This window comes from Novosphingobium olei (assembly GCF_012927405.1).
Taxonomy (GTDB): domain Bacteria; phylum Pseudomonadota; class Alphaproteobacteria; order Sphingomonadales; family Sphingomonadaceae; genus Novosphingobium; species Novosphingobium olei.
The window spans coordinates 188,229-203,426 of sequence record NZ_JABBGM010000006.1; the positions used below are offsets into that span (position 1 = coordinate 188,229).

Annotated in this window: 15 protein-coding genes; 7 read left to right on the forward strand and 8 right to left on the reverse strand. The window is 65.2% G+C overall.

Going from position 1 to position 15,198, the window contains the following annotated elements; genetic code table 11:
* The first annotated feature begins 87 nt into the window (after positions 1 to 87).
* The 5 genes from pgi (at position 88) to HHL27_RS14645 (ending at position 5,210) form a co-directional block, all read left to right on the forward strand.
* A complete protein-coding gene (gene pgi, locus HHL27_RS14625) occupies positions 88 to 1,608 on the forward strand; it encodes a glucose-6-phosphate isomerase (protein WP_169494183.1) in 1,521 nt (506 codons plus the stop codon).
* 4 nt (positions 1,609 to 1,612) lie between these two features.
* Positions 1,613 to 1,945 carry a hypothetical protein gene (locus HHL27_RS14630; RefSeq protein ID WP_169494184.1) on the forward strand — a complete coding sequence of 111 codons (333 nt, stop codon included), beginning with the start codon at positions 1,613 to 1,615 and terminating at the stop codon, positions 1,943 to 1,945.
* A 77-nt stretch (positions 1,946 to 2,022) separates the two neighbouring features.
* Positions 2,023 to 3,381, forward strand: a complete 1,359-nt coding sequence (gene gorA, locus HHL27_RS14635) for a glutathione-disulfide reductase (protein WP_169494185.1) — start codon at positions 2,023 to 2,025, stop codon at positions 3,379 to 3,381.
* A gap of 64 nt (positions 3,382 to 3,445) precedes the next feature.
* Positions 3,446 to 4,168: an SDR family oxidoreductase gene (locus HHL27_RS14640; protein ID WP_169494186.1), complete on the forward strand. Its 723-nt coding sequence runs from the start codon at positions 3,446 to 3,448 to the stop codon at positions 4,166 to 4,168.
* 13 nt (positions 4,169 to 4,181) lie between these two features.
* Complete coding sequence (locus tag HHL27_RS14645; protein WP_169494187.1) at positions 4,182 to 5,210, forward strand: SDR family oxidoreductase; 1,029 nt, start codon at positions 4,182 to 4,184, stop codon at positions 5,208 to 5,210.
* A 15-nt stretch (positions 5,211 to 5,225) separates the two neighbouring features.
* Here HHL27_RS14645 and HHL27_RS14650 read toward each other — a convergent pair whose 3' ends face one another.
* The 8 genes from HHL27_RS14650 to crtY form a co-directional block, all read right to left on the reverse strand.
* Positions 5,226 to 5,975 (reverse strand): molybdopterin-dependent oxidoreductase, encoded by a 750-nt coding sequence (locus tag HHL27_RS14650; RefSeq protein ID WP_169494188.1) that lies wholly within the window; start codon positions 5,973 to 5,975, stop codon positions 5,226 to 5,228.
* Entirely contained in the window at positions 5,972 to 6,697 is a 726-nt protein-coding gene (locus HHL27_RS14655; RefSeq protein WP_169494189.1) for a cytochrome b/b6 domain-containing protein, read from the reverse strand. Before HHL27_RS14655 ends, HHL27_RS14650 begins: the two co-directional genes overlap by 4 nt.
* Positions 6,698 to 6,762: 65 nt before the next feature.
* Positions 6,763 to 7,320 (reverse strand): VOC family protein, encoded by a 558-nt coding sequence (locus tag HHL27_RS14660; protein ID WP_169494257.1) that lies wholly within the window; start codon positions 7,318 to 7,320, stop codon positions 6,763 to 6,765.
* On the reverse strand, positions 7,314 to 8,411 hold the full coding sequence (gene hppD, locus HHL27_RS14665) for a 4-hydroxyphenylpyruvate dioxygenase (protein WP_169494190.1): 1,098 nt from the start codon (positions 8,409 to 8,411) through the stop codon (positions 7,314 to 7,316). The genes HHL27_RS14660 and hppD overlap by 7 nt, the downstream gene beginning before the upstream one ends.
* Positions 8,412 to 8,458: 47 nt before the next feature.
* Positions 8,459 to 9,433, reverse strand: a complete 975-nt coding sequence (locus HHL27_RS14670; RefSeq protein ID WP_169494191.1) for a phytoene/squalene synthase family protein — start codon at positions 9,431 to 9,433, stop codon at positions 8,459 to 8,461.
* Between the two features lie 11 nt (positions 9,434 to 9,444).
* Positions 9,445 to 10,026 (reverse strand): TIGR00730 family Rossman fold protein, encoded by a 582-nt coding sequence (locus tag HHL27_RS14675; RefSeq protein WP_169494192.1) that lies wholly within the window; start codon positions 10,024 to 10,026, stop codon positions 9,445 to 9,447.
* Entirely contained in the window at positions 10,023 to 11,501 is a 1,479-nt protein-coding gene (locus HHL27_RS14680) for a phytoene desaturase (RefSeq protein ID WP_169494193.1), read from the reverse strand. The genes HHL27_RS14675 and HHL27_RS14680 overlap by 4 nt, the downstream gene beginning before the upstream one ends.
* 11 nt (positions 11,502 to 11,512) lie before the next feature.
* Entirely contained in the window at positions 11,513 to 12,712 is a 1,200-nt protein-coding gene (gene crtY / locus HHL27_RS14685; protein WP_169494194.1) for a lycopene beta-cyclase CrtY, read from the reverse strand.
* Between the two features lie 144 nt (positions 12,713 to 12,856).
* Here crtY and HHL27_RS14690 point away from each other — a divergent pair, with 144 nt between their 5' ends.
* Positions 12,857 to 13,459 (forward strand): DUF2585 domain-containing protein, encoded by a 603-nt coding sequence (locus HHL27_RS14690; protein WP_169494195.1) that lies wholly within the window; start codon positions 12,857 to 12,859, stop codon positions 13,457 to 13,459.
* Between the two features lie 140 nt (positions 13,460 to 13,599).
* Positions 13,600 to 15,135, forward strand: coding sequence for a flavin-containing monooxygenase (locus HHL27_RS14695; protein ID WP_169494196.1), 1,536 nt, complete (start codon positions 13,600 to 13,602; stop codon positions 15,133 to 15,135).
* The last annotated feature ends 63 nt before the right edge of the window (positions 15,136 to 15,198 follow it).

A 15,198-nucleotide genomic window follows, 5' to 3' on the forward strand; every position in this document is an offset into this window, starting at 1 on the left:
GACGATCGACCAACAGCAGTGCTTGGCGGACGAAGCTCAAGCGGGCATTGAGGCGGTGCATATCGCAGTTGCGAAAGGATCAGACGAATGGCGGACCCGGCACAAGCGCTCTGGAGCGAGCTCGAAAGCCTCGAAACGCCAAGCCTTTCCGCGCTCTTCGAGGGGCAGGACCGGCTTGCCCGCTACTGTTCGGAGCTGGAAATTCCCGGCGGCCCGATTCGCTTCGATTGGAGCAAGACCCACCTGACCCCGGCCGTTGAGGATGTCCTCGGCCGTATCGCGGGTGCAATGGACCTCGATGGCAAGCGCGATGCGCTGTTCGCGGGCGAGGCGATCAACAACACCGAAGGCCGAGCCGCCCAGCACAGCGCCGAGCGCGGCATTGGCGCGCCCACTGCGGTGGTCGAGGCCGAGGCGCTTCACGCCCGGATGAAGGGCCTTGTCGAAGCGATCCACGAAGGCCTGCTGGGAGAGGTCAAGAGCCTGATCCACATCGGCATCGGCGGATCGGCGCTTGGCCCGGCGCTCGCGATCGACGCGCTTGCCCGTGACGAGGCGAAAGTCGCCATCCACGTCGTCTCCAACATCGACGGCTGCGCGCTTGAAGCGGCGATGAAGCAGTGCGATCCCGCCACGACCATGGTGGCGGTGGCGTCGAAGACCTTCACCACCACCGAAACCATGACCAACGCGAACTCGGCGCTCGACTGGCTGCGCCAAGGTGGAGTCTCCGATCCCTACGGCCGCGTCGTCGCGCTGACGGCCAGCCCGGACAAGGCGGTTGAATGGGGCGTCGACGAGACCCGTGTCCTGCCCTTCAGCGAGACGGTGGGCGGTCGCTACTCCCTGTGGTCGTCGATAGGATTTCCGGTCGCACTGGCGCTGGGCTGGGATGCCTTCGCCGAATTCCTCGATGGCGCCGCGGCGATCGACACGCACTTCATCGAGGCGCCGTACGATGCCAACGTCGTCGTGCGCGCGGCCTTTGCTGATCTCTATTACACGCAGGCCAAGGGTCGCCAGACCCGCGCGGTCTTCGCTTATGACGAACGGCTTGCACTGCTGCCCGACTATCTCCAGCAGCTCGAGATGGAATCGAACGGCAAGCGCGTTACGGCACAAGGTGAACCGCTCACCCGGCCGTCCGCGCCGATCACCTGGGGCGGCGTCGGCACCGATGCCCAGCACGCGGTGTTCCAGCTGCTGCATCAGGGCACGCACCTGATCCCGGTCGATTTCCTCGCGGTGAAGGTGCCCGGCCACGATCTCGACCCGCTCCACCACCAGATTTTGCTGTCGAACTGCTTCGCCCAAGGGGCCGCGCTGATGGCGGGCAAGGCTTCGGACGATGGCGCGCGGGCCTATCCGGGGAACCGTCCTTCGGCCACGATCCTGTGCGACGACCTCACGCCGGGCACGCTGGGGGCGCTGATCGCGTTCCACGAGCATCGCACCTTCGTTTCGGCGATGCTGCTGGGAATCAATCCGTTCGACCAGTTCGGCGTCGAACTGGGCAAGGCGATCGCCAAGCAGATCGATGCGGGCGGAGGCGAGGGCTTCGATCCTTCGACCGAGGCGCTGCTCGCCGCAGCCGGCATCGGCGCGTAACGTTATGGCCCGCAAGAACAAATACGATCCTTACGCGGACGACGAGCCCGAGCAGGAAGCGCCGCCGCCGGTGCCCTGCTGGCTCTGTGGCCGGCCGACGGGAAGCACGATCGTCTGGCACCACCCCGTACCCAAAAGCCGGGGCGGGCGCGATGTCGTGCCGATGCACGGGATCTGCCAGCAGACCCTGATCGCCAACTTCACCAATTCCGAGCTGCAGCGCGCCGGATTGGACGTCGATCAGCTGCTCGCCAACCCGACGGTGCGCAAGTTCGTCGACTGGGTGGCGAACAAGGACCCCGATTTCACCGCGACGATCGCCAAGAAGAAGCGCTGAATCAGGGCGCCATCGGCCTTTGGGGCTCTTGGCAACGCAACGTGCGCCCACAATATGCGCACGTACTGGAGGATTGCATGGCCGAGCAGGAATACGACTACGATCTTTTCGTCATCGGCGCGGGTTCGGGCGGGGTACGGGCAAGCCGCATCGCTTCCTCGCACGGCGCACGCGTGGCGGTGGCGGAGGAGTATCGCGTCGGCGGCACCTGCGTGATCCGTGGCTGCGTGCCCAAGAAGCTGCTGGTCTACGGCTCGCACTTCGCCGAAGAACTGCAGGACGCGGCCAACTATGGCTGGACGGTCGATAAGATGAACTTCGACTGGCCCACGCTGCGCGATGCGGTGAATAAGGACGTCGACCGGCTCAACGCCGCGTACACCTCCACGCTCGAGAACAACAAGGTCGAACGCTTCCTCGAACGCGCGACTATCACCGGCCCGCATTCGGTGAAACTGGCCGACAGCGGGCGCGAGATCACGGCGAAATACATCCTTGTCGCCACCGGCGCCTGGCCCGTCACCCCCACCTTCGAGGGTGCCGAGCACTGCATCACGTCGAACGAGGTGTTCCATCTGCCCGAACTGCCGCGCAAGGTCATTATTGCCGGCGCTGGCTACATCGCGCTCGAATTCGCGGGGATTTTCAATGCGCTCGGCAGTCACGTAACGGTCGTCAACCGAAGCGAGACGCTCCTGCGCGGCTATGACGAAACGCTGCGCGACCGCCTGCTCCAGATCACCATGGCACGCGGCATCGAATACAAGTTCAACTGCCCGTTCGAAAAGGTTGTGAAGCGCGAGGACGGCTGCATGGAAGCCTACCTGAAGAACCAGCCCGATCCGATCGTCGCGGACGTGATCCTCGTTGCCACCGGCCGCAAGCCCAAGGTCGAAGGGCTGGGCCTGGAAAACGCCGGGGTGGAGCTTGGCGAGCGCGGCGAGATCAAGGTCGACGAGCACAACCGCACCAGCTGCGACAGCATCTATGCGGTGGGTGACGTAACGGACCGCGTCCAGCTCACCCCCGTCGCCATCCGCGAAGGCCAGGCGTTTGCCGACCGCGTGTTCGGCGGGATCGAGCGCAAGGTCGACTACGACTGCATCCCGAGCGCAGTGTTCTCGCAGCCGCCACTTGCGGCCGTAGGGCTTACTGAGGGCCAGGCCCGCAATCGGTACGGCAACGTGAAGGTCTATTCCTCGGACTTCCGCCCGATGAAGAACGTCTTCGGGCACCGGCCTGAGCGCGGCCTGTACAAGATGGTCGTCGATGCCAACACCGACAAGGTGCTCGGCATCCACATGATCGGTCCTGAGGCGCCCGAAATCCTCCAGGCGGCCGCCGTGGCGGTAAAGGCCGGGCTGACCAAGGCCGCGTTTGACGATACGGTCGCCCTGCATCCTTCCATGGCCGAGGAACTGGTCCTCCTCAAATAAGGTTGCGCATTGCAACCTATATGTTAGTCTCCCTCGCAACGACACTTGTGGGGGAGACGGTCGCTTGGATCTCAACGGAAAACTCGTGCTGCTGACTGGCGGCACCGACGGAATTGGGCTGCGCCTCGCGCGGCAATTGCGCGAAAAAGGCGCGCAGGTTGTCGTTACGGGACGCACGCCCGAACGGATCGCGGCGGCGCAGGCCGAGGGCTTCGAGGTCCTTGCCGCCGATCTCGCCACCTCCGAAGGCGTCACTGGCCTGCTCGCTGCGGTGGCCGGACGCCCTATCGACGTCCTCGTCAACAACGCCGGTATGGGCACGCCGCACGACTATCGGGTCGCGACACCCGATGCGCAGGCTGACGAACGCACGCTGCAGCTCAACGTCCATGCCCCGATCCGGCTGATCGCTGGGCTGATCGAACCGCTCAAGGCCCGTCCCGAAGCGATGATCGTCAATGTTACCTCTGGCCTCGCCATCGCACCCAACACCGCCAGCGCGATCTATTGCGCCACCAAAGCCGCCTTGCGCAGCTACACCATGTCCTTGCGCAAGCAACTTGAGGCCACACGCATTCACGTGCTCGAGGTCCTGCCACCGGTGGTCGAAACGGCGATGACCGCGGACCTCGCCATGAAGAAGCTCGCGCCCGAGGCCTGCGCTGCCGAGATCGTGCGGGCGATGGAACGTAACGCCGATGAAGCCAACGTCGGGCAGGTGAAGTTCCTGCGCCGCGTCTATTCGCTCTCGCCGGCGCTCGCACGCCGCATCATGCTCGCCTTCTGAAGGGAGTCCGACAATGACCCAGACCGTGCTCGTCACCGGAGGCAGCGGCTACATCGCCGGCTTCCTGATCCGCCAGCTGCTCGATGCCGGCTGGACCGTCCACACCACCGTGCGCAGCCTGTCGCGCGAAGCCGAATTGCGGCTGGTCCTGGGCGGAACCAAGGAAACGCTGCGGTTTTTCGCCGCGGACCTGACTTCGGACGCCGGGTGGGACGATGCGGCCGCCGGGTGTACGCATGTTGCACATGTCGCCTCGCCGTTCCCGCTGCATGTCCCGAAGGATCCCGAGGAACTCGTCGGCCCGGCCCGTGATGGTGCCCTGCGGGCCCTGTGCGCGGCGAAGAAGGCGGGCGTGAAGCGCTTCGTCCAGACGTCCTCGTTCGCCGCAGTCGGCTACGGGCACCCGGCCGGGCGTTACGTTGCGGGCCAGGTCTTCACCGAGGCTGACTGGACCGACCTCTCGAACCCCAATGTCGCCCCCTACATGCGCAGCAAGACCGTCGCCGAACGCGCCGCGCGCGACTGGATCGCCGCGGAGGGCGAAGGGATGGAGTACGTTTCGGTCAATCCGGTCGCCGTACTGGGGCCGGTGACCAACGGCGACCTTTCGACCTCGATCGAACTGGTCAAGCAGCTGCTCGAAGGCGCGATCCCCGCGCTTCCCGACGTCGGTTTCGGCATCGTCGACGTGCGTGACGTTGCGGACCTGCACGTGCGCGCGCTGAACCAGCCGGGCCTCAACGGCGAACGCTTCCTCGCCACCGGCCCGTTTCTGACCTTTGCGGAGATCGCCGCGGTCCTGAAACGCCGCTTGGGGCACGAGGCGCGCAAGGTGCCCACCCGGCGGTTGCCGGACTTCGTGGTCAAGATCGGGGCTCTGTTCAGCCCATCGCTCAAGCAGATCGCCGGCGAACTCGGCAAAGTCCGCGCAGGCACGTCCGCGCATGCCCAGCAGCGCGTCGGCTGGACGCTGCACCCGGTCGAGGAGACCATCGTCGACACGGCGCGCAGCCTGATCGACCTCAAGATCGTGAAGGTGTGACGTTACGCCGGGACTTCAGATCCCGGCATACCACTGGTAGCCCTTACGGTCTTCCCAGTAGCCGCCACCACCGCCGTGGATGCCGGCAAGGCTGGCCACCGCCTGCACGCGCATGACGTACTTCGCCTGCTTGTAGCCCAGCTGCCGCTCGACCCGCAGCCGCAACGGCGCGCCGTGGCCGACCGACAGCGGTTGTCGGTTCATGTGGTGCGCCAGGATCGTCTGGGGATGGAACGCCTCGACCAGGTCGATGCTCTCGTAATAGGGCGTGCCGTGGTAATCGTCGGCGCAGTGGAACACCACGTAACGGGCGTTCGACGATAACGCCGCCGCCTTGAGCAGCAGCATCAGCGGCACCCCGGTCCATTCGCCGATCGCGCTCCAGCCCTCGACGCAATCGTGGCGGGTGATCTGCGTGCGCGCCGGCATCGCCTGCAGTTGCGCCAGGCTGAGCGAAAGCGGGCGCGCCACCATTCCATCCACGACGAGGCGCCAGTCGGCAAAGCCGCGTGCCACGTGCGCCTGATAGGCCGCGTCGCCGGGGGCGGTGGTGCCGTTAACGCAGAAGTTGGGCGAAAGATCGGTTGCGGAGAACTCGGGCGCCAGCGCGGTGCGGTCCGTTACGAGACGCTGCCCGCTCATCGTGGCCTTTTCGCCCAGCGTCAGCACCTTCCTGACCGTGGGCGAGGCGACGATGCGATCGCACCCCGCCAGCATCAGCCCGGCGCCGCCGACCAGCGCATTGCGGCGGGTGACGATCGTCATGGCCGCTTCTCCTCTGGCAGGCGATACCAGCCCGTCAACATCGAGCGCAGTTCGTTGATCGGCCCGGCGAGCAGGACCATCAGCAGGTGCACCGCGATGAACAGCGCAAGGCCTGCGGCGCAAAGGAAGTGGATCGAGCGCGCAGACTGCCGCCCGCCGAACAGGTCGAGCAGGAAGGGGAAGGCGGCATTCATCGCCGGGCTCATGGTCAGGCCGGTCAGGATCACCAGCGGGATCAACACCAGCACGACACCGAGGTAGGCGATCTTCTGCAGCGGGTTATAGCCGCGCGCCGCCTCGCCGGTGGGAAAGCGCAGCCGGGCGTGTTCCTTGATGTCGTGCCACAAGTGGCCAAACGAACGTTCCTCGCGCTTGAGCCACAAGTCCCGCGTCAGGTGGCGCGATAGCAGCGCATAGACCAGAAACAGCACGATGCCGATCGCCAGCACCCACGCGAAGAAGAAGTGCCACTGCCGCGCCGCGGCGAGGTCATAGCTGCTGGGGATCGTGACTAACGGCGGGAATGGATCGTCGTAGCCGGGGAATTTCGGCAGTTCGAGCCAGGCCTTGTCCGGGTTCGCGCCATACTTGCCCCAGTAGAGTCGCGGATGGGCGTTGAGGATCATCATCCCGCTCATCAGCATGACGAACACGCTCAAGGCATTGAACCAGTGCCAGATCCGCACCGGCAGATTCGTTCGATAGACCAGCTTGCCGTCCATCGCCTGTCTCCCGTCGTCCGGGGCGGAAGATGCCACGTAACGGCCGAGCGGCCTAGCCCGAAAGCTCAGGCCTTGCCGGCGTGTGCGTGCAGCCAGTCCGCGTGGCGCGGCGCCTTCTTGGTCTGCGACCATTCGTCCAGCATCGGCCCGGCGACGCGCGCCAACTCGGCATACTGTTCCTCGGTGCCGATATCCGTGGCCAGCTCCACCCGGTGGCCGTTGGGATCGAAAAAGTAGATCGACTGGAACACCCCGTGGTGCGTCGGTCCCAGCACGTCGACGCCATGCGCCTCGAGATGCGCCTTGGCCGCCAGCAGAGCATCCATGTCCGCCACGCGGAAGGCAAGGTGCTGCACCCAGGCGGGCGTGTTCGGATCGCGCCCCATCTCGGGCTGCTGCGGGAGTTCGAAGAAGGCGAGCACGTTGCCGTTCCCGGCGTCGAGGAACACGTGCATGTAGGGATCATAGGCCCCGGTCGAGGGTACGTGGTCCTCGGCGAATGCCGTCACGTAGCGCATGCCCAGCATGCGCTCGTACCACTCGACCGTCTCCTTCGCGTCGCGGCAGCGATAGGCGGCGTGATGGATGCCGCCGAGCTGCACGGGATGGTCTGCCGTCACGATGCCGGCTCCTCTACATTGAGCGCGCCGCGGCGAATCTGGTCGGCTTCCATCGACTTGAACAGCGCAGTAAAGTTACCTTCGCCAAAGCCTTCGTCGCGTTTCCTCTGAATGAACTCGAAGAAGACCGGGCCGATCATCGTCTGCGAGAAGATCTGCAGCAGCAGCCGGGGATCGCCTGCCTCGGTCGATCCGTCGAGCAGGATGCCGCGCTTCTGCAGTTCGTCGACCGGCTCGCCATGGCCCGGCAGTCGCTCTTCCAGCATCTCGTAATAAGTTGCGGGCGGCGCGGGCGCGAACGGCGCGCCAGACGCGGCGAGTTTGTCCCAGGTGGCGAGAAGATCGTCGCAGGCAAAGGCAATGTGCTGGATACCCTCGCCGTTATAGGCGCGCAGGTATTCCTCGATTTGCCCGCCGCCCGCTTTTCCTTCTTCGTTCAGCGGAATCCGGATCTTGCCGTCGGGCGCCGTCATCGCGCGACTGGTAAGCCCGGTATATTCGCCCTTGATGTCGAAATAGCGGATCTCGCGGAAGTTGAAGATCCGCTCGTAGAATGCCGCCCAGTGCGCCATGCGCCCACCGTAAAGGTTGTGGGTCAGATGGTCGATGATCTGCAGGCCCGCGCCAACGGGGTGGCGGTCCACGCCCGGCTCCCACACGAAGTCGATGTCATAGATCGACAGTTCGCCCGCGCCCGTATCGTAACGGTCGATCAGGTAGATGATCGAGCCGCCGATGCCCCGGATCGCGGGGAGACGCAGTTCCATCGGTCCGGTACGGACCTCGACCGGTTCGGCCCCGCGTTCCAGCGCCTGTTCATAGGCGGCGCGGGCATCGCGGACCCGAAATCCCATGCCGCAGGCCGAAGCGCCATGCTCGGCGGCGAACCAGGCTGCCGGGCTTTTCGGTTCGTAGTTGGCAATCAGGTTGATGCCGCCCTGCCGCCATAACGTGACGGCCTTGGAGCGATGACGGGCAACCAGCGTGAAGCCCATGGCGGCAAAGACCGGTTCAAGCATGCCGGGCTGCGGTGCGCAGAATTCCACGAACTCGAAACCGTCGAGCCCCAGCGGATTGTCGAACAGGTCAGCCATCGCATCTCTCCAGTTGGTTTCCAATGTAACCAATGGGCGAGGGTGGGTCAAGGAAGCGGCACGCCCTGTTTGCTGGCATAGGCAATCAGGTCGCTCCGGGTGTGGCGCCGGGCATCGGCACCCTTGTGGCACGATCGCGGAACCGGGCGCAGCGCCCGCAAGCCGGCCCGCGCGATCCACTGCAGCTTGCGGCCGTTACTCACGACGGTGCGGCTGTCCCACGCGCTCGTGCCGCGTCGCTCCACCTCGCGCGCGATCTCGCCATAAATGCCCGCCGCGGCAAGGATCGCCCAGCGCTGGCGCGGCTGCAGGCGCCCGGCGCCGATCCGGGCCGAACACTCGTGCGCGTGGGCCATGCGGCACATCCGCTGGGCCAACTTGGCCATCGCCCTACGGTGCATCGGCTTCATCTGTTCGCCGGGCGGAATGTCCACTTCGGCAAGCCATTCCAGCGGTACGTAACAGCGCTGGGCCGCATCGTCCTCGGCCAGATCGCGCGAAATGTTGGCCAGCTGGAAGGCAAGCCCAAGGTCGCAGGCGCGGTCGAGCGTGTCCTCGTCCGCGGGCGATACGCCCATCACCACCGCCATCATCACGCCCACCGCGCCGGCGACGTGCCAGCAGTATCGCATCAGGTCGGCTTCGCTGCGCGGCTGCCAGTCGGCGGCGTCGAGAGCAAAGCCGTCGATCACCGCACCCGCCATTTCGAGCGTCAGCCCGGTCTCGCGCGCGACGAGGCCGAGTGCATCGAACGCCGGGTCCCCGCTGGGCTTGCCGGCAAAGGCCAGCGCGGTCCTGTCGCGCACCGCTGCCAGCCGTTCCGTAACGCCGACGGCGCTTCCCAGCGCGCCGCCATGATCCTGATCGTCGATCAGGTCGTCGCAGCGCCGGCACCAGGCGTAGAGCAGCCAGACCCGCTCGCGCGTCTCCCGGTCGAACAGCGCGCTGGCCGCGGCGAAGCTTTTCGAGCCCTTGCGGATCGAATCGCGCGCTGCGGCGACAAGGGTACTTCGATCTTCCATCTGCGCCGACGTTACAGGTCGTCTGGCGTCATCGCAAAGATCGGCCGGTGCGGCTTGTGCGCCGCCATGCGGGCAAGCAGCACGTCGATCTCGGGCTCGGCGATCAGGATGCCCACATGGGCCTCGCGCACGAAGCCCACGTCGATCATCCGGCGGTTGAATGCCAGCAAATCGTCATAGAAGCCGAAGGCGTTCAGCAGACCAACCGGCTTGGCGTGATAGCCGAGCTGCGCCCAGCTGACTGCCTCCCACAACTCGTCCATCGTACCGACCCCGCCGGGCAGGGTCAGGAATCCGTCCGAAAGGTCGGTGAACGCCTGCTTGCGCTGGTGCATGTTGGCCACCACGTGCAGTTCGGTGCAATCGTGGTTGGCGACTTCGGCATTGGCCAGCGCTTCGGGGATCACCCCGATAACCTCGCCACCGGCTTCCAGCGCGCCAGCGGCGACAGCGCCCATCAATCCCAGCCTGCCGCCGCCATAAACCACGCCGATCCCGCGCGTGGCGAGCGTCTGGCCCACCTCGCGCGCCAGCGCAACGTAACGCGGATCGGCGGGCGAGGCGGAGCCGCAATAGACGGCGATGCGTTTCACAAGAGGTCCTCTAGCATGATCTTGGCTGTCGCCTTGGCGCTGCCGACGACACCAGGAATCCCGGCGCCCGGATGGGTTCCCGCACCCACCAGGTACAGGTTCGGGATCTGGTCGTCGCGGTTGTGCGCCCGGAACCACGCGCTCTGCGTCAGCAGTGGCTCAAGGCTGAAAGCGCTGCCCAGGTGCGCCGAAAGGTCGGTGGCGAAGTCGCTGGGTGCGTAGTGGAACTTCGTTACGATACGGCTGTGGATGTCTGGGATCAGCCGGCGGCCCACCTCGTCCAGGATGCGCTTTTCCAGCATCGGGCCGATTTCGTCCCAATCCACCGGCAGCTTGCCCATGTTGGCAACGGGCACCAGCGCATAGAACGTGCTCATGCCTTCGGGCGCCATCGACGGATCGGTCACCGTTGGATGGTGCAGGTAGATCGAGAAGTCCTCGGGCAGCACGCCGTGGCTGTAGATGTCGTCGAGCAGGCCCTTGTAGCGCGGGCCGAACAGGATCATGTGGTGCGGGATGCCCGGCCAGGTGCCCTCGATACCGAAGTGCACGACGAACAGGCTGGGCGAAAACTTCTTGCGCTTCAGAGACTTCGCCTGTCGTGCCGCATGCGTGTTGCCTTCGAGCAGGTCGCGATAGGTGTGCATCAGATCGCCGTTTGATGCGATCGCGTCGAAGCTGCCCTGCCAGCCGCTCCTGGTCTCGAGGCCCGTCACGCGGTTACCCAGCGAATGGATCTTCGTCACCGCATCGCCGAGCCGCACCGTACCGCCGAGCCGCTCGAAGTGGCGAACCATCGCATCGATCAAGCGGTTGGTGCCGCCCTTGGCCCACCACACCCCGCCATCCTTTTCCAGCTTGTGGATCAGCGCGTAGATCGAACTTGTCTTCATCGGGTTGCCGCCGACCAGCAGCGTGTGGAAGCTGAACGCCTCGCGAAGCTTTTCGCTCTCGATGTACTTGGACACCATCGAATAGACCGAGCGCCACGCCTGGTACTTGGCGAGCGCGGGGGCGGCCTTGATCATGCTGGCGAAATCGAGGAACGGCACCGAGCCGAGCTTGACGTACCCTTCCTCGAAGACTCCTGCCGAATAATCGAGGAACGCGTCGTAACCTGCTACGTCGCGTGGATTAATTTTGGCAATCTCGTTGCGCAGGCCGGTTTCGTCGTTCGAGTAGTCGAAGTTCGTCCCGTCCGCCCAGTTCAGCCGGTAGAACGGCATCACCGGCATCAGTTCGATGTCGTCCTCCATCCTGTGGCCCTTGAGCGCCCACAGCTCCTGCAGGCACGGCGGATCGGTGATGACGGTGGGGCCGGCATCGAAGGTGAAGCCGTCGCGTTCCCAGAAATAGGCGCGTCCGCCCGGCTTGTCGCGGGCTTCGACCACCGTGGTCTCGATCCCGGCGGACTGCAGCCGGATGGCGAGCGCAAGCCCGCCGAACCCTGCACCGATCACGCAGGCCTTCTTCATCGTTGGTCCCTTCATTTGGTCCGTGTACCGGCGAGCGAGAGCGCCTGGGGCTTTTCCCCGAACCCGCCGAGCACGCGCATCGCGGCAAGGACGGGGACGGGGGGCTTGCCGGAAAGAATGCGGATCTTGTCGCGCAGCGTGGTGCGCCCGGCGTAGAACCGTTCGACCAGCCGCTCGTCCAGCCGGTAGAAGCGTTCCAGCACCCTGTAGCGATCCATCGGTGCGGCAGCGCCGAACAGCATGGCGGTCAGCTGCCGCAGGAAAATCGACTTCTTCCAGTGCTTTCGAGCATATTGCTCGGAATACTTGGCGAGTTCATCCCCGCTGCAGTCGGCGCGCCGTGCGATCGCCATGGCATAGCGCACGGCATCGGGCACCGAATAGCTGGTCACGGCATGGAACAGTCCCGCGCGGGTGCCGGCGCGGGCGGTATCCTTGCCGGTCGATCGCCAGAATGCGTCGAAATCGCCGCCCGAGACCACGGGCAGCACGCCCTGTTCTTCGTGCACCACGCTGTCCACACTCCAGCCGCGCCGCCGGGCATATTCGGCGATGCGCCCGGCAAGTGCGTCCCGGTCGATCGTCGCGCTGTCGGAATAGTAGGTGTCTTCGACGAAGACTTCGTCCTCGCTGAACGGCAGGACATAGACGAACCGGTAGCCATCGAGCTGCTCGACCGTCGCGTCCATGATCACCGGCCGTTCGATCCCGTGCGGCGCTTTCAACTTCAGGCGTTGTCCCAGAAACTTCTGCCAACCACCTGTCAGATGGCCAAGATTGCGGATACCACGCGCGTCGATCACCGCGCGTGCCTCGATCCGCTGCCCATCTGTCAGCGTCGCGCTCGTTGCGCTCGTTGCCAGCACCCGCGCTTCCGACAGGATCGCTTGCGCCGGCAGGGCGGCGCGGATGGTCCGGTCGAACCGGTCCGAGGTCATCGCGTAATAGCTCGTGCCGAGCGTGCGCTCGAAAGCCGGAAAGCGCACCTCGTACCCCGCCCAGGCTGCCGCCACCGCGGGGCCGAGCAGCTCGCGCCCCGCCTTGCCGACGTCGCTGCCGAAGAACGACCACACGTGATTGCCGCCAAGCCGCGCGTCCTGCTCGACCAGCAACAGCGAAAGGTCCGGCCGATGGCGGGCCAGCGCCAGCGCGATCAGGCCGCCGGCAAGGCCTCCGCCGAGGATGGCGATGTCACAATGCCGCGCACTCATGCTTCCGGCGTTAGGGGCAAGCCGATCCACGCGCAACCGCAGCGTTGTCGCAAGGCCCCGCGCGGACACCAAAGGGCAGGGCGCGTGCTTGCAGCGGGGCGCCGGGCAAGGCAAACCTCCCCGCGATCTGGGGGAGGCACGCGCATGATCGCCGGGAGCACCGCAACGTTACGACCCGACCGGCGGGGCGCGATCGCCGCTTTGGTGGTCGCTCTGCTGGTCGTCGCGATCCTGCTCGCGATGCATCGCCCGCCGATCTGCCCCTGCGGCAGGATCCATCTGTGGGCAGGGCAGGTGCAATCGGCCGAGAACAGCCAGCAACTATCCGATTGGTACAGCTTCAGCCACCTGATCCACGGCATGCTTTTCTACGGCGCGGCGCACCTGCTCTGGCGCCGGAGCGGCCTTGGCCGCTTCATCAGCCCGCGCTGGGTGCTGGCCTGTGCCGTCGCCATCGAAGGTGGGTGGGAACTGCTGGAAAACTCGCCGATCGTCATCGATCGCTACCGTGCCGTAACGGTGAGCTACGGCTACAGCGGCGACAGCGTGCTCAATTCGGCGTCCGACATCGCCTGCATGGTGCTGGGCTTCCTGTTCGCCGCCCAGGTGCCCGCCCGCGTCACCGTGGCAGTCGCGCTTGCCTTCGAGCTGTTCACGCTCGCCATGATCCGCGACAATCTTACGCTCAACGTGCTGATGCTGGCCTGGCCGATCGAAGCGGTGCGCCACTGGCAGGCGGCGGCCTGAAACGGTTCATCCGGCCTTTTTTAGTCGATCAACGAAAAGCCCTGCCGAATCCGGTTTCGATTTGATATTGGTCAAGGCGTCCTAGCCGCGGAAGACGGCAGAACGACGCTATCAAGCGATAATCGAGTGGAGAGAGCGACATGGCACAAGCGGACGCATCAGGTGAAAGGGCCCAGCATTTCGACGTGCTGATCGTCGGCGCCGGCATTTCCGGGATCGGTTCGGCCTACCACCTGCAGGATCAGTGCCCCGGCAAGACCTACGCCGTGCTCGAAAGGATGCACACCTTCGGTGGCACGTGGGAAACCCACAAGTACCCGGGCGTCCGTTCCGACTCCGATCTCTACACTTTCGGTTACCGCTTCAAGCCGTGGACCGACGCGCCGATCGCCAGCGCACAGGCGATCCTCGACTACATGGGCGAAGTGATCGAGGAAAACGGCATCGACCAGCACATCCGCTATGGCCACACGATTACCGGCTGTTCCTGGTCGAGCGAGCGCAACCTGTGGACCGTTACGGCACGGACCGAAGACGGCAAGACCCACGTCTTCACCGCCACGCTGCTGTGGATGTGTCAGGGCTATTACGACCATGAAACGCCGTACATTCCGCCCGAATGGACGGCGAAGAACCTCGGTGCCTACAAGGGCCAGTTCATCCACGCCCAGCTGTGGGACCCGAACATCGATTACACGGGCAAGCGCATCGTCGTGATCGGCTCGGGCGCCACGGCCGCTACCGTCGTCCCCGCCTTTGCGGAAAAGGCGGCGCAGGTCACCGTGGTGCAGCGTTCGCCCACCTACTTCTTCTGCCATCCCAACCAGAACGAGCTGGCCGACCGGCTGCGCGAGATCGGGGTGGACGAACCGACCATCCACCGCATCGTCCGCATGCAGGTGATGCATGACCAGGCGGTGATGGATAAGCGTTGCGTCGAGGAGCCCGACGTCGTCGTCGAGGAACTGCGCGCGCTGGTCCGCGCCTATGTCGGCGAGGATTTCCAGTTCGAACCGCACTTCACGCCCAAGTACCGCCCGTGGCAGCAGCGCCTGGCGTTCTGCCCCGATGCCGACCTGTTCCAGCTAGCCGCGCAGGGCAAGGTGTCGATGGTCACGGACACGATCGACCACTTCACCGAAACCGGCCTTGTCGTCAGCTCGGGCGAGGCGGTGGATGGCGACATCATCGTCGCCTGCACCGGCTTCAACCTGAAGGTCCTGGGCGACATCCCGTTCGAGGTCGATGGCCAGAAGGTCAACTGGGGCGATACCGTTACGTATCGCGGCATGATGTTCACCGGCGTGCCCAACATGCTGTGGGTGTTCGGCTACTTCCGCGCCTCGTGGACCCTGCGCGTCGACATGCTGGGCGATTTCGTGTGCCGCATGCTCAAGCACATGGACGAACGCGGCGCCCGCAAGATCGAGGTGAAACTGCGGCCAGAGGACAAGGACATGGAAATCCTCCCCTGGATCGAGACCGAGAACTTCAACCCGAACTACCTGATCCGCGATCTCGACAAGCTGCCCAAGCGCGGCGACAACGAAGTATGGCGCCACAACCAGAACTACTGGGCCGAAAAGGACGCGATTCCGGCGATCGACCTCGATGGACCCGAATTCTGGTACGACAACCAGCCCGCCGCGGCCGAGGTGCTCGAAGCAGCCGAATAACCGTCACGTTACGACGCTGAAAAGGGGGCGGGCCGCAAGGCTCGCCCCCTTTTTCGTGGCGCC

Excerpts from the sequence above, each read along its gene's own strand:
- pgi (WP_169494183.1), top strand. The coding sequence starts at position 88 with ATGGCGGACCCGGCACAAGCGCTCTGGAGCGAGCTCGAAAGCCTCGAA.
- HHL27_RS14630 (WP_169494184.1), top strand. The coding sequence starts at position 1,613 with ATGGCCCGCAAGAACAAATACGATCCTTACGCGGACGACGAGCCCGAG.
- gorA (WP_169494185.1), top strand. The coding sequence starts at position 2,023 with ATGGCCGAGCAGGAATACGACTACGATCTTTTCGTCATCGGCGCGGGT.
- HHL27_RS14645 (WP_169494187.1), top strand. The coding sequence starts at position 4,182 with ATGACCCAGACCGTGCTCGTCACCGGAGGCAGCGGCTACATCGCCGGC.
- HHL27_RS14650 (WP_169494188.1), bottom strand. The coding sequence starts at position 5,975 with ATGACGATCGTCACCCGCCGCAATGCGCTGGTCGGCGGCGCCGGGCTG.
- HHL27_RS14655 (WP_169494189.1), bottom strand. The coding sequence starts at position 6,697 with ATGGACGGCAAGCTGGTCTATCGAACGAATCTGCCGGTGCGGATCTGG.
- hppD (WP_169494190.1), bottom strand. The coding sequence starts at position 8,411 with ATGGCTGACCTGTTCGACAATCCGCTGGGGCTCGACGGTTTCGAGTTC.
- HHL27_RS14670 (WP_169494191.1), bottom strand. The coding sequence starts at position 9,433 with ATGGAAGATCGAAGTACCCTTGTCGCCGCAGCGCGCGATTCGATCCGC.
- HHL27_RS14680 (WP_169494193.1), bottom strand. The coding sequence starts at position 11,501 with ATGAAGAAGGCCTGCGTGATCGGTGCAGGGTTCGGCGGGCTTGCGCTC.
- crtY (WP_169494194.1), bottom strand. The coding sequence starts at position 12,712 with ATGAGTGCGCGGCATTGTGACATCGCCATCCTCGGCGGAGGCCTTGCC.
- HHL27_RS14690 (WP_169494195.1), top strand. The coding sequence starts at position 12,857 with ATGATCGCCGGGAGCACCGCAACGTTACGACCCGACCGGCGGGGCGCG.
- HHL27_RS14695 (WP_169494196.1), top strand. The coding sequence starts at position 13,600 with ATGGCACAAGCGGACGCATCAGGTGAAAGGGCCCAGCATTTCGACGTG.